This is a genomic window from Asprobacillus argus (genome assembly GCF_032248395.1).
Lineage (GTDB): Bacteria > Bacteroidota > Bacteroidia > Flavobacteriales > Flavobacteriaceae > Polaribacter > Polaribacter argus.
The window spans coordinates 548,242-563,280 of sequence record NZ_JAVTTO010000003.1; the positions used below are offsets into that span (position 1 = coordinate 548,242).

The 15,039-nt window shown below is 35.8% G+C and carries 9 protein-coding genes; 2 read left to right on the forward strand and 7 right to left on the reverse strand.

Translation table 11 applies throughout. From position 1 onward, the window contains the following. Positions 1-19: 19 nt before the first annotated feature. Together RQM59_RS09870 and RQM59_RS09875 are read left to right on the forward strand one after the other, a co-directional pair. Positions 20-907, forward strand: a complete 888-nt coding sequence (locus RQM59_RS09870) for a glycoside hydrolase family 17 protein (protein ID WP_349241942.1) — start codon at positions 20-22, stop codon at positions 905-907. A 259-nt stretch (positions 908-1,166) separates the two neighbouring features. After that, positions 1,167-2,729, forward strand: coding sequence for a T9SS type A sorting domain-containing protein (locus RQM59_RS09875; RefSeq protein WP_349241943.1), 1,563 nt, complete (start codon positions 1,167-1,169; stop codon positions 2,727-2,729). 101 nt (positions 2,730-2,830) lie between these two features. On the opposite strand, the gene RQM59_RS09880 is transcribed toward RQM59_RS09875, so the two are convergent. From RQM59_RS09880 to sov, 7 genes are all read right to left on the reverse strand, one after another. Next, positions 2,831-4,891 (reverse strand): gliding motility protein RemB, encoded by a 2,061-nt coding sequence (locus RQM59_RS09880; protein WP_349241944.1) that lies wholly within the window; start codon positions 4,889-4,891, stop codon positions 2,831-2,833. Positions 4,892-4,899: 8 nt separating this feature from the next. After that, on the reverse strand, positions 4,900-5,472 hold the full coding sequence (locus RQM59_RS09885) for an acyltransferase (protein WP_349241945.1): 573 nt from the start codon (positions 5,470-5,472) through the stop codon (positions 4,900-4,902). A gap of 110 nt (positions 5,473-5,582) precedes the next feature. Continuing rightward, the gene (locus RQM59_RS09890; protein ID WP_349241946.1) at positions 5,583-6,344 is read right to left on the reverse strand and encodes an energy transducer TonB; all 762 of its coding nucleotides are present in this window, start codon (positions 6,342-6,344) and stop codon (positions 5,583-5,585) included. A gap of 100 nt (positions 6,345-6,444) precedes the next feature. Then, a complete protein-coding gene (locus RQM59_RS09895) occupies positions 6,445-7,164 on the reverse strand; it encodes an energy transducer TonB (protein WP_349241947.1) in 720 nt (239 codons plus the stop codon). Positions 7,165-7,228: 64 nt separating this feature from the next. Next, a complete protein-coding gene (locus tag RQM59_RS09900) occupies positions 7,229-7,609 on the reverse strand; it encodes a VanZ family protein (protein ID WP_349241948.1) in 381 nt (126 codons plus the stop codon). After that, entirely contained in the window at positions 7,581-7,961 is a 381-nt protein-coding gene (gene gcvH, locus RQM59_RS09905; protein ID WP_349241949.1) for a glycine cleavage system protein GcvH, read from the reverse strand. Before gcvH ends, RQM59_RS09900 begins: the two co-directional genes overlap by 29 nt. A 15-nt stretch (positions 7,962-7,976) precedes the next feature. Next, positions 7,977-15,002, reverse strand: a complete 7,026-nt coding sequence (gene sov / locus RQM59_RS09910; RefSeq protein WP_349241950.1) for a T9SS outer membrane translocon Sov/SprA — start codon at positions 15,000-15,002, stop codon at positions 7,977-7,979. Positions 15,003-15,039 lie beyond the last annotated feature (37 nt).

The window sequence follows — 15,039 nt, forward strand, 5'->3', positions numbered from 1 at the left end:
AAAAAGATAGTATAACATTATGTCGATAAGAGAAGAAAAGTTTTTGGCGCTAGCAAGTATTGACTATGCTGATAAATCTATTGCTGAATTAAGAGCTTTATTCAGAAAAGTGCTAAGATCTGGTATGCATGGTTTATGTTCTAGTCCTTATGTAGAAGGTCAAGAGCCTGGGGATCAATTATCCGAAGAGCAGATAAGAAGGAGATTAAATATTATGGCTCCATATACAAAGTGGATCCGCTCTTTTTCTTGCACAGAGGGCAACGAATTAATTCCTAAAATAGCACATGAATATGGTATAAAAACATTGGTCGGTGCCTGGTTAGGTGATGATCCAGAAGTCAACGAAAAAGAGGTTGCGGGTCTTATCAAACTTGCAAAGCAAGGTTATGTAGATATTGCAGCTGTAGGAAATGAAGTAATGTATAGAGGTGATCTTACGGAAGAAGAGCTTCTTAGCTTTATTTACAAAACAAAAGAAGCGATGCCAAAAGGTATTCCAGTAGGGTATGTAGATGCTTATTATGAGTTTAGCGAACGACCTGTAATTACAGAGGCTTGTGATATTATTCTGGCCAACTGTTATCCTTTTTGGGAAGGATGTGATCAGGATTACTCCCTATTGTATATGAAGGATATGTACAACAGAGCATTAAGAGCGGGTAATGGTAAAAAAGTAATCATATCGGAAACTGGCTGGCCAAGTCAAGGAACAAACTTAGAGGGTGCTTTCCCTTCTGAGGAGAATGCTATTAAGTATTTCATTAATACTCAAAAATGGTCTGAGGAAGAAGGTATTGATATTTTCTATTTCTCATCTTTTGATGAGTCTTGGAAAGTGGGAGATGAAGGTGATGTAGGTGCTTATTGGGGTCTTTGGGACAAGAATGAAAAATTAAAATACTGATTACCTCCTAAAAGTACACTTTAAAAACACAACATTACCACAACATTTTAAAAAATATTGTTTACATTCATAGTAAAAATTAAACATAACACATTGATTATCATTTAATTAAATAATATATGGCACAACAACAAAACATTAACATCTTGTGTAATTTTTGTTGAGGTGACTTCAAAGATATTGAGTCTTAATTGATTTATATTTATCTGATTATCAATTTTTTACAAATAAACTTAATTCAATAAATAAACAAAACATTATGAAAAAAATTACTTTTCTACTTATTTTATTAGTCTCTAGCGGGCTTGCTTTTGCCCAAGCGCCTACAGATAATGCAACAGACCCACCTACAAGAGATGCAGGTGATGTGATCTCTATTTTTAGTGATGCATACACCGATGTTGGTGGATCAGATTTCAACCCAAACTGGGGGCAAGCTGGACTGGGTACAGCGAACACTAGTTTCGATCCAGGTACAGGAAATATTGTGCTGGCGTATCCCAATTTTAACTATCAAGGAGTTCAATTTGGGAGTGCACAGAACATTTCGGCAATGGAAAATTTACATGTCGACATATTTATAGACGGAACATTTAATCCAAATGTTTTTGTAATTAGTTCTGGGGGAGAAATCGCTCATTCAATTACAAACACTGGTGCTCGCACCTGGATAAGTGTAGATATCCCTGTTGCCGGAATCACAGGAGACCTTACTAATGCTATACAATTCAAGTTTGACGGTGGTAATGGAACTACAGATGCTATCTATGTAGACAACTTATATTTCTGGAAAAGTCCAGTTGACCCAACTACTGATGCGACTCTAAGCGATCTTCAAGTGGACGGAAACACTGTGGCTGGTTTTAGCCCAACGACTGAAACGTACAACCATGGTCTTGCTCCAGGTTCGCCTGTACCTACGGTTACAGCTACTACTACAAATGGCAGCGCTTCTACTAATATAACACAAGCTCCAGCAGTTCCAGGAGATGCTACGGTTGTGGTAACCGCGCAAGATGGTACTACTATGAAAACATATACGATTTCTTTCTTCGAAGAAGGACCAGGAACAGCAGCTCCTACTCCTCCGGCAAGAAATGCCTGGGATGTAATATCGATATATAGTGATGAGTATACAGACGTGACCAGTAATTTTGATGCAGGATGGTGTGGCGCATCTTCTGTAGAGGAAGTAATGATCGCTGGGAATGCAACTCAAAAATACAAGAACAATGCATGTCAAGGAATAGATTTTGCTGCAAATAGAGTAGATGCTACTGGTTTCACTCACATGCATATCGATTTTTACACTACCGAAACTAATCTTGTTGGTAAAGTATTCAATCTGAAATTAGTTGACTTTGGTGCTGGCTCTGGAGAAGTATCATCTGTTGAAATTAATCTTAATGATGCTTCATCACCGGCTATTGTCAGTGGTTCTTGGGTTTCGGTGGATGTTGCTGTAGACCTTTCCACCTTTACAGGTTTAGCGCAAGCGGCAATTACGTCTAACTTAAACGGAACTGTATGGTATGATAACTTCTATGTATACAGAGCAGCTACGGCTAGCACAAAAGATAATGATCTTATTGAGTCTAGTGTATATCCTAACCCTTCTTCTAATGGTTGGAACATTAGCACACCAAATAATATAATCAGATCTGTAGAAATCTTTAACATCTTAGGTAAGAAGATTTCTGTTCAAAAAGGGAATGACAGAAACGAGGTAACTATCTCAACAGAAGGTATTGCTACTGGTGTTTACATTGCCAAAATAAGTACAGATATTGGTATAAAAACTGTGAAATTGATTAGAAATTAATTGATGGTTGATTAGCATAGCCATCTGGCTATGGCTTTTCAAGATTTTTTGTAAGATTGCTAAGAGGCGTTGTTTTAGGAGTTCAGCGCCTCTTTTTATATTTAAAAATCTAAGTACCAATTAAAAAGATCAGCCCTTAAACCAACGGTAAACCATGTTGTTGTTTCTTTCTGAAAAGTAGTTGAAGTAGTTTCTGGAGAAAAATTTCTGAATGTAAATCCTGCAAATAGGCTTAACCCATTAGAAGGATTCAACAAATAATTTGCTTGTACTTCTCCTATTAAAATTGTCGCGGCATTTCCTTGAGCCAATTCATTTCCTGTATCCCCAACACGAATATCATACGATTGATAAATATCTCCTCCATAACTTACGGTTTGGTCGAAATCAAATCCTTTCTTCCCTAAAATTAATTTGGCGCTTCCAGACCATCTATCTTTCTTATACCTTACAATTCCAACTAGCTCCCAAAAATTAGCTCCCCATAAATGCGCTAACGGCTGACTATAGTGTCCATAATTTAAAACAGGGTTCCTGTGTGCAAATGTGTATGGTCTTGCGTAGTTAAATTCTCCTTGTAAAAAAAGATTCTCTACACGGAAAGCATCAAAATATTTTGCTCCTATCTGATACGCAAATTTATTTCTCCAATCGCTTAAATCTCCCAAATTACCCACTGAAAATTCATCAATGATCAATTGCGTATATAATGATGTTTTTTCTGAAAGCTTATACTTGGCTGTAAGCCCTAAAATGGCATTACCAGCATCTTCTCCTCGATTAAATTCTACCGATCGATAAAAGATCAAGGGGTTTAAAAATCCTGCATCAATCCCATTCTCTCCAGCAGACATAGCAGTTTCAAAAAGCCCTAAATTAAGCCTATCTGAAACATTAATACTTAAATAATGAGCAGCTACATACTTTCTAGCATGTTCATTCCCTATTACAGCTGCCTGCCGTACATCATTGGCCCAAAGCCAAACATTGGTATACTGAAATTTCCAAAAACTGAATTTAGCCTTTAAGTATAAAGATGGCGTTGCGACATCAGATAAAATAAAAGATCGATATCCATCACCAATAAAATTCTTCCCATGTCCAAACTGGAACTGCATATACTTGCTTGGCGTATAGGACAAGTATCCTTCAGCTACAGGATAATCAAAAGCATCTTCTTTAAAAGCTTTGGCTTTTCCCCTACCGGGCACTAATCCTGCGGAAAAAGCAGGCTTAAAGTTGGGAGATGGATTAGTAATGAATTGATTTACATAGTTTGCAAACCTACCTTGGCTTTCATAGATTGTAGCAGAGAAAGAAAACTTTTCGCCAAAGCCTCCATTTATTCTGAATATCCTTGAGTTATTATAAGTGTACGAAACTTCATCTGAATTATCTTTTCCAAACTGAACATCAAACAAAAAGTCTAATGTAAACCAATAATCATCTTCTTTTACTTGCAATAAATGCTCATTCCACAATTTCTTTCCAAACCATGATTTCACTCCTGGTTTATAAAATTGTTTTTTCTGTGCAGTCAGATCTAAATACTCACTCATCTCCGAATAAATATATGGTTTTGATGCTGTATGTGTTCCTTTGGCTTTGTGGAGCGCAAACTCATAGTCTACATAATTTTGATGTGTAAACGGAATATTCAGCTGACTCTGATGCTCTAAAAAGATAGAATCTGGCGTAACATTCTTAGCTACTACTTCTTTGATATCTAACTTTGGCATCTCCTTTTTCTCGACGACCTCAATTTTCTCTGAACCATCACTTAACGGAAACTCTAAAGGAAGAATAAACTGCATCTCTATTGCGTGATTATTATACGTAGCTGGCTGAATTTTTGGAAATTTTGCAAAGACTCTCTCTACCTCTTTCTTTAATTCCTCGTACGGGGAGTTTAAATACAACAATCTAAAATCTCCAGAATTAGACACTAGAAAAATGGCATTTACCAAACCTTTAAACCCTTCCTTCTCAATAATTGAAGGCTCTTTAAATTCTTTAAAAAACAACTCTTTTGTTTGTTTGTAAAAACAATCCTTAACAGACGTTATCGTTTCTCCTTGACATGTATCAAAAACAGGAAATTTTTCTGATTGAGAAAAACAAATAGACGGTAAAAGAAATACTAAAAACAAGAATTTTCGCATATGCCGAATTACAATTTGGTTACTTTATTGTTATCTAACTTATAAGTGACTTTACTTTCTGGACATATTGCTTTCCCTTCATCGTCAAAATGAAGCCTGTGGCCATACTCACTAATCCAACCTATCTGCTTTGAAGGGTTTCCTACAACTAGAGCATACGGTAATACTTCTTTTACGACCACAGCTCCGGCCCCAATAAAAGCATATTCTCCAATATCATTACCACAAACAATTGTTGCATTGGCACCAATACTAGCTCCTTTTTTGACAATTGTTCTTTTATACTCATCTTTTCTTTGCACCGCGCTACGAGGATTGATAACGTTTGTAAATACCATTGAAGGGCCTAAAAAAACATCATCTTCACAGATAACCCCAGTATAGATAGATACATTGTTCTGAACTTTCACATTATTTCCCAGAATCACATCTGGAGAAATGACTACATTCTGTCCGACATTGCATTTCTCTCCCATTTTTGAGTTGGGCATTACATGGCTAAAGTGCCAAATTTTTGTTCCATTTCCTATTTCACAGCCTTCATCTATGACAGCTGTTTCGTGTGCAAAAAAAGAATTCACTTTGTATATTGTTTAGTATACTGTGAAATTACAACTATTTATTTATTTGTCAATAGATGGCCTTCTTTTTTAAAAGATAAAAACCCAATCAAATTGATTGGGTTTTTAAGTTATTCTACTATTACTTTCATGGGTAAGGTATATTTAACACCTACTGGAGTTCCGCGTTGCATTCCTGGTTTCATTTTAGGGAGTTTCTTTACAATCCTAATAGCTTCTTTTCTTAACCTAGGATGTGGTGCTTTTACCTTGATGTCTGTAATCACGCCTTCCTTATTGATCACAAAGAGCATTATTACATTCTTTTTCCCAGCAGATAATCCTAATTCATTCGGTAATTCAGCGTCGAACTTTTTTGCAAAGTGTCGTTGCATTTTTTTATTAAAACAAGCCCTTAACTCATCATTATCTCCTTTACATCCAGGAAATGTTGGCACTTTTTCCATAGTAAGAAACGTAACATCGTTTTCTAATGGAGGATCATCATCCAATCCATCGGATGTCATTCCATCAAGCAGATTATCAATTTTCTTGAGTTCGTCATCTGTTGTTGGTAATTTTGTTTCAATAGTCTTCCTATCATCTGGCACCTTCTTTATATCGATCAAAGGCTTCGGCTTCGGTTTAGGCTCAATCTGTTTTGGCTGTTCAGCTTTGACCACTTTTTTCTCTTTTTGCACGGGTAGTATCGCATCTGGGAGATAGTCAGGTTCAGTAGGGTCATAACGCATATCGATTATGGCAAGGTCTTGTTCTGTTTCATATTCTATAAAAACATGCACTATAAATAGCACTAGGACAAGGCCTATTTGCATAAAGATGGTTGAAAATTTTTCTAATTGCTTTTTCGGATTTTTTTTAAATGGTTGCATAGCTTTCGTTTTTAATATTACAACCATACTAAACCAAATAGCGTGCCAACAAAAAAGCTCAATCTTTCGATTGAGCTTTTTTATATATGATGAGTAATGCTTATTCTACATCGATTCTCATTGGTAATGTATATTTTACACCTACTGGTTTACCTCTTTGTCTTCCTGGTTTCATTTTAGGAAGTAATTTGATAATTCTAATTGCTTCTTTCTGCAATCTTGGGTGTGGTGCTTTTGCTCTAATATCAACAATATTACCTTGTCTATCTATTTTAAATAGCATAATTAAACGCTTCTTTCCAGATGATAATCCTAACTCGTTAGGCAGCTCTGAATCGAACTTTCTTGCAAAGTGCTTTTGCATTTTCTTATTAAAGCATTTCTTCAGTTCCGCTTTACCTCCCTTACATCCAGGAAATACAGGTACGTCTTCAATAATCATAAAGCTTACATCCTCTACAACTTCCTCTTCTTCTTCCACTTCTTCAATTTCTTCCACCTCTACGGCTTCCGTTTCGTCAGTTTCAGTAGATTCGATCACAGTCTCTTCAACTTCTTTCTCATCTTCTACAACTTCAATTTTTTCTGGAGTTGGTGGTGGTGGAGCTTTTGGCTTTACTGGTTCCACTCTCTCAGTAATCGGAATATCCTCTTCCATGTCAGCATTCATGCTAATATCTCCTAAGTCACCAAATTGTCTGTCGAAAGTTTTCTTTTCAATGGCTACATATGTAACAAAAAGAGCTAAAACCAAACCAAGCTGCATAAAAATCTTGCTATAGTTCTCTAAGTTTGATTTTGGGTTTTTCTTAATTTCCATCTTAAAAAGTTTTTAATAGATTGCTAATTTAATTAAATTATTATGTGATTTACAACCTTTAACATTAAATATCCGCTTTTTTTCCTTTAAAAGTTTTAAAAATCATAAAACCTATGGCGATACCTAATGAATTTGCGACAACATCTAATAAACTTGCACTTCTATATGTGGTTAAACGTCCTTGCAATACCTCAATAATTATGCCGAAAAGCAGACACGCGATTAAAATTACACTATAAGGTATTGTATTAAATTTCACATCTCGACTCACTAACCAACTAATAGTAAGCACCATATAAGCAAAAGTATGCTGTACCTTGTCAAGATTAGATATGTCGACAATTGGTTTCGGGTGCGTTTTAATTAGGCTCAATAGCGTAATTAAAATAGTAATGGCAATTGAAATGTATAAGCTATTATCCTTTAATAAGGTTTTGATACGCATCAGCATCTAATAAATCTGCTATTTGGGACGAATCAGCAATGGCTGCCTTTATCATCCATCCCTTCCCATAAGGGTCAGAATTCACTAATTCTGGTTCATCTTCTAATTCTTCATTAAATTCCGTTACCTCCCCTGTTAACGGCATAAAAAGATCTGATACTGTCTTTACAGCTTCTACAGAACCGAAAACTTCATCCTTATCGACAGTATCATCTAACGTGTCTACGTCAACATAAACAATATCACCTAACTCTCCTTGAGCAAAATCTGTTATACCAATAGTAGCGATTTCTCCCTCTATTTTAATCCATTCATGATCTTTGGTATACTTTAATTCTGATGGAATATTCATTGTACTATTTTTTAATTAATTACCTAAATTATAAATTATATTAAATCCGCCGTTTATTGTTTGTCTTGGGAATGTTGTAGAAATAGCATACTTAGACGTTTGATGGTTGTAATAGAACGACGCCGTTAAATTACTATTTAATCTGTAATCTGCTGTTAGTTTCAATGAAAATAATTTCTGTCCTCCACTAATCTGATCATTATCCACATCTATCGATCTGATAAGTGTTAGGTTGTCACGAAGTGAAACATCTGCTCTAATATTAACATCTCCTTTCAACGTTTCTTTCTTCCCTGTAAATCTAGTAGTCATCTTTACGTCTTTAATAATATATCCTATCCCAAACACATATTCAATTCCTTTTATATCTGTCAACGTATTATTATTAAAGTTCATTGTTAAGGTTCTATCTTTTCTTACCTCACCAATAAACGAAAAGGAATTTCTCATTTTCATATCTACTTTTATCAAAGGAGAAAACTCGTCTACTAAAGTCACGGCAGAAACTAATAATTCAGGATGGTAGCTCCCTGAGGAATTTGTTCCTGAAGGATTTGCTTCATCATACTGGAAATTGTTACTGAAACTAGAAACAGTATATGAAGAATTGTATCCATGACTTACGGAGAAGTTAGAAAAGTTCTTTTTAAACCATTTAAACTTCATAAATCCGTTATATCGTAAATTCCAGTTAGGGATCGGAATATTTCTAAACAACCCTGTCTCTACTTTATTAGGATCTTTTCCTGAGTATGCCGCAATAAAAGCTGGTAAAAGTACTTGCTGAGAAGTCTCTTGGTACCCACTAACAGGAAGCCCTGTTTCCGCTGCCAATCTAGTTGCTATAGTTGCTCTGTAATCTCTGAACGTCTGAAACAACTGATCGTTATTCTTAAATGATGTAGAAAACATAGAGAAGCTAGTACTAAAGTTTCCTGTTTCAAAAGCGGGTGTATCTTGTATTACGTTATCTACTACATCTAATTGCTGAGAAAGATCACGTGTATTGATCTTATTTCCTCTAACCTCAATACTTAAGTCTTTGAAAGGTTTTAAAGAAAAGTTATAATCTAGCTTATTGTAGTGTGTTCTGCTATATGTTCTGTTATAGTATTCGTCATTAGGAGCTCTTGAAATCAGCCATCCATTTTGCAATGCTCTGGTTCTAATATCAACCTGACTACCAAAGGCAAATGCCGTTGTTGGTCCTCCAAAAAAGTTAAACTCTGGAGTATATCCTGGTAACAATTGCCCATTATTCTCCGCATAACTGATTTTACCCGTTTTTACCGAGGTAACTACGTCGTATATTCCTTTGATAATTTTTTGCCCCACAGACTTCTTCTTCGTAGTACTTACCTGTCTCGGTCCTCTTGGCAAACCTTTTGGCGTTTGCGCTCTCTTTTTCTTCTTTTTAATAAGATTCTCAAGCTTTATATCTCTATAGAATCGCGCAAAGTTAAATGTGGTATTTATATTATGGGTATTTGCATTTTGGATCATATTCCCAATAAGATCTACATAACTTTGTGATGCAGCTCTCCAATCAAAATCTGCCGTATATCCATAATCCGCAGTGATAAAATTAAGATAAGGAATCTTATTAATCGGTAATTTATATGTCGCGTTTAATTTTTGGTGATAATGATCAGGTCTTCCTACAGCGAAAAACTTATCGAAGATCTCTAATTCTTCATTGCTTCCAAAACTATCATAGATGTAACTATTTGTAGCGTTAAAGTTTACCGAAATTGATTTTGTAAGATCTAAGCCGATTGTATAATCCCAATCGAACAAAAATCTTCGCTGTGTAAGTTTTGGTTGAGGCGATAACCCTGTTACTAAATTTCTCGATTGTTGCTCACTAAAATTTCTATTGATTCTCGTATTAACAGCAATTGTTGTTGGAATAGGGTTAATATTTAGATCTCTTAATAGCTGTAAATATTTACTTCTTAATGCCTTTGAGTTTTTAAATGGCTCAATAAACTTGGACTTAGGACTGAAGTTATATGATGCAGTAGCCGTAACGGTTTTATTCGCATACTTTTGAATATTATAATCTCTATGATACTCTTCATTATACGCATAGGAAACTGCCACGTTTTCAACATCATAAAATCTTGGCTTTTTAGTAGATGCCGGGTTTCTATTTTTCTTTACATTAATAAAACTAATACTTCGCCTTTTAGTATAGTCTCTTGAGAATTGACTATTGGGGTTCGATTCAACCGCATCACTCAACACTACATCTTGATATTGAGGGTCAAACTTAGGATCTTTAAACTCTTCCCCAATACTATAATTCATCGGTAATTGTATTCCCCATTTTTTAGGCATCATCTTACCAAGGTTCACACTTGTTGTCACATTATATTGCTTGGTTTCATCAAGTGATCGCTGACTAACTCTATCTTCTACATTTCCAAAACCGATCGTTTGCATTCTACCAGAAACACTAATGTCTGCAATATCAGCAAAATTAGCATCAGCATTTACTACAGCAGCCCAACCTCCATCATTATCAAATCCAGAAGAACGCAATTCGTTAAACCATATCTCCGCACTTCGATCTGCTGCTACGGTATTTTTTACCCCCAACATAACAGTACGTATTTGGGCCATAGTAGGGTTCCCTTTTACACGTATCGTAAACTGCTTTGGATCTGTAGGTGACGGCGTTGGATATAATTGATTTATCGGTGCATTATCTGCATCTCTGGTAAGCTTTATTTTACCAAATTCTTCGATAGCGGCTTCTAAATTATTTAGTTCAGGCCAAACGGTTGTTGGTTGACTCGCATCGTTTGCCGAAACTTTTAAAGGAATTTCTATTTGATAGAAGTTATCGTTCAAGTCAGTTCCAAGCCTTATAATCGCCACTAGGTCATCATCTTCAACAATATTCTGACTCATATTTGTTACAAAAAAATCATCCACGTGCATAAACATCTTCAATTGTTTATATCTTCTTAAGTCAACGCTAATATTTTTATAGATTGCTCTAATTTTATTTTGTGGTAGATCTGTTACTTTTAACGATACAGATTGCTCATTTTGTTGTTGCACCGTTGTACTTCCTTGTAATCGTTCTCTTTCTATACCTGGAGGTAGTACATAACGCCCTTCATTTTGCTCAATATTTACCACTCCAACTTCAAAACTATTTAATTCGGCCAATGTCAATTCTTGATCTGGGACAATAGCTGGATCCAAGGTTCTCACATATCTTCTCCAATCTCCTCTAACCAGGTCTAACTCTCCAAAACGCAGTACAACTGGCATTTTGAACTTCGTCATAAACATTCTGATAAAACGGATACTATTGAAATCTGAAATTCCGTTAACAGGGGTTCCACTACGAATAGGGACTCTAAATTGATACCAAGTGGTATTCTGAGTCGCTCCATTTTCCAAAGTAACCTCAGTTGTTTTACTATCTACAATGAAATTTTGCCCTACAACCAGATCATTTTTGTTTAACGAAACCTTATACTCATAATAACTTTCCACAGTATTCATTGTCTGGTCTCTGTTAATATCCTCAACATCTGGATATGTAGTAGAAGATGTTGGAAATGACTCTGGAGATTGATTTAGTGTTGGTGAGTTTCCTTGTGTATTGTTAAAGAATTTATATCTACTGATGATAGATGCGTCTACCGCATCTTGATTACTTCCTCTATAATACACAAAGTCATCCGATGAAGGGTCTCCATTAAAGATGGTCGCTATTTGAGCATCGGTTAAGCCAAGATCGGCCTTGATTTTATTCGCTTCTTCTAAATTTGTCAACCCATCCAATCCTAAATCTTGATTCGTTCTTGAAGCATCTGACTCATCGAACGCATATAGAATAGATTGTGCCAAAGGCATATCTCCCCAATTCGTTCTAGTTACATTTACATTATTGACTTTTAACCCATCAGCAGGAAGTCCATTCTCGTACATCTTTCTGTTATCTTTCAGAATATCTTCCGAGATATTACCTAAATGGAAATACAATTCTCCAACTTGATTTTGTGCATCTTGTGGATTTACACCAGCTGGTAATCCTTCCGCATTTGTAATAGAGTAATTCTCGTAGGGGTCCATCACCCAAAACTGAATGTATTCTACATTGGCCTGGTCAAAATTATTTGTCGTCAATGCACGCATAATTCCACCCCATCTGTCTTCTGGATTGTTAAAGGTTCCATCTGTATTTACATTGATCCCTGTATCATAATTATAAGTTCCTCTTTCATTAGGGAAAAATGCAAAATCCAAGGTTCTAATTAGGGCGTTTTGCGTAACATCAAGTTCTACATTTGGAAAAAGCTCTCTAAAATTAATCTGACGTGTTTCTGCCCTTGACAAATCATCTGCACTTATATTTCCGGGACTAGGTCCAGCTCCATAAAATATTTGGTCAATATTATACCAAGCAAATCTCGATCTACCAAAGTTATAATCCAACTGATCGCTATTTCCGTTGAAACCTGGAAATTCTCTTGGAGTACTGGCAGTGTGCCAATCTAGCGGAGTTAATAAGCTGATCGGTATTTGTGATGCCTCAAAATCGTCTATATAAGAAGTTGCCTGTCCGGTTACATCAATCCCACTAGGAGATCCTGGTAATAGGTAGGCCATATCCGCACGTATAGAAAAATTGGAAGGCGCATCTGTATCGACAAACGGAAGCTTATTTACCAATTTGGTTAGGTAAGGAACTTCAGAAGAATAATCAACATTTACCCCGAACATTGTATTATTAATTGGCTCTTGTCCAAAATTAACTTTAGGAGTTAAAGGTCTTTCATTTACATTTAAGATCGTTCCTCCTAATACAAAATTATCTGAAAAACGGTGCTCAACATCTACTCCCATAAAGGTTTTTCTTTGCTGATTGAAAACCGAATTGTTTTCTGTAGATACTTGAATAGGTGTTCCTGAACTTTGCAATCCAGGGTCTATAATTTGTACTCTTCCTAACTGATAATCCACCACAAAATCGATTCCTTCTACCAACTGTCTTCCTCCTGCAGTTACTGTAACAGAACCTCTAGGGACATTGAATGCATTTAGCGGAATCCCTCCTGCATTATCTGATTTGAAATATCCTTTTAAGAGATATTTATCTTTGTTTTGAAAATTGTTCTTTGCGTTGATCTTTGTCTCTAAATATAGTTCCTTAAATACGTATGTATCGATATCTGATTGAACGGTTAATTGATCTTCTAAGTTTGTACCGAAAGGTTCAGGTTCTGGAAAAATAACATATCCGTTCTGAGAGTTTACTGTAATTCCTTCGACGTAGTCAAAAAATCCATCGCTATTCTGGAACTGACTCTGATCTAATTGATCCAAGTGCATTACTCTCAATAATGGTTGTGTGGAAATCCCTGGGGTTAACGCATTTTGAAGTGTGTTCGACGGGATTCCAGTTTGATCATCTCGATATTGCACTTCAAATCTAAATCCATCTTGTGTCAAAGGAAAGGCCCCTAATGCATATACATTCTTCATCATTAGATCCCAGGTTGGAAATGCTTCTTCCACTCCTGCCACTGTTCTCTTGGTTGTTAAGATCTCACTTCTCAATAACTTCACGGCTAAATTAGAGGGTGCTAGTACACCATCATTAGAAAACTCCCCTACTTTATATGAAGTTTCTGTACTTCCTACTACTGTATATTCATAGGCAACAGCTAATACTTCCCCATCGTTCAATCTTCTTTGTAAAGAGATAAAACCTAATTGCGGGTGTAATGTAAATTCATTAGGACTTAACTTTCTTGCGTTCTGCAATAAGCTATAATCTGTCCCTTGCTGCATATTTAAAGGTGGTCCTGTAAAACTTGGTGTCGTTTGTAACGTATTATCTACGGTCGAAATATCTCTAATGCCATTTCCAGATAACAAATTGAATATATCATTCGCTCCATTGTCTGGCAAGTTTGTTGGCTGCCCTGTTATAGAAACACTTGGTGGTTGATTTGGAGAAGCTGCATCATATACTAAGGTATTTACTAATCTGCTTGGGTCGGATTCTCCAATATCTGCAAATGCTACAATACTTCTAAAATCTTCTACACTAGCAGATCTATTTGTAATCCAAACCTCTACTCTGGTGATATTTACGGGGCTACTTATAAGTGGATAATTCTTTAATGCGTTTGCATAATTATTTCGAAAGAATTGGGATAAGAAAAAGTGTCTGTCGGTATCATAATCCGTGGTTCTTAGCTCAAATTCCTGAATGGAAGAACCTGCCTGAGCTGTAACGGTAGTGCTTTCGGAATTCTGTTGCGAAAACACCGTGGTAATATGGGTCTTCCCAAATTGTAATTTTGCCTTTACACCAAACAAACTTTGAGACCCATTGATCAAAGAGTTTTTTATAGGCATTGCTACGTTACCCGCTTCGATACCTTGCAGAATATCATCTTCAGTAGGTGTATATTCTATTTTTATCAAGTTTTGAAAATCAAAAGTCGATTGTGTATCATAGTTAGCGGTTAACTGCAATCTGTCACCTACTTTTGCTTGAATGCTTGCATTAATTTGTTGATCAAAGTCAAAAGTAAAACTACTTCTATTCTGTTCAGATAGCTGCGGATTATCAGTATTCTGATAAATAAATCCAAGTTTTAAGTTAATACTTCCAGACGGTGTAATTTGAATCTTATTACTTCCAAAAATATCCGTGAAAAATTTTGAATTCACATAATAGGTAGGTAATAAGTTCTTCTGAGCATCCTTCGCTCCCTTCAATTTACTGTTTGTAGCTCTAACCTTATTCTTAAAGTATTCCAACATATCTCTTTGCAACCTGTATTTTGCATATTCTTCAGGTGTCATATATATGGGAACCCTTACATAGTAGTCTCCTATTTTCTCTAAAAAAACATATTTATTTAAAACCTTGTCAAAGATCACTTTTAATTTAGAAGGATCTTTTAAAAACAGTCCTCCCTTTTGAAAATGAGTGAAATTATAGCGTAGCTTGGTGGTATCTTTTTTTACCGCAGTCGAATCAGATTTAGTTTGTGCATGCATAACTCCGTTTACTCCAAGAGTAAACAGCAACAAAAAA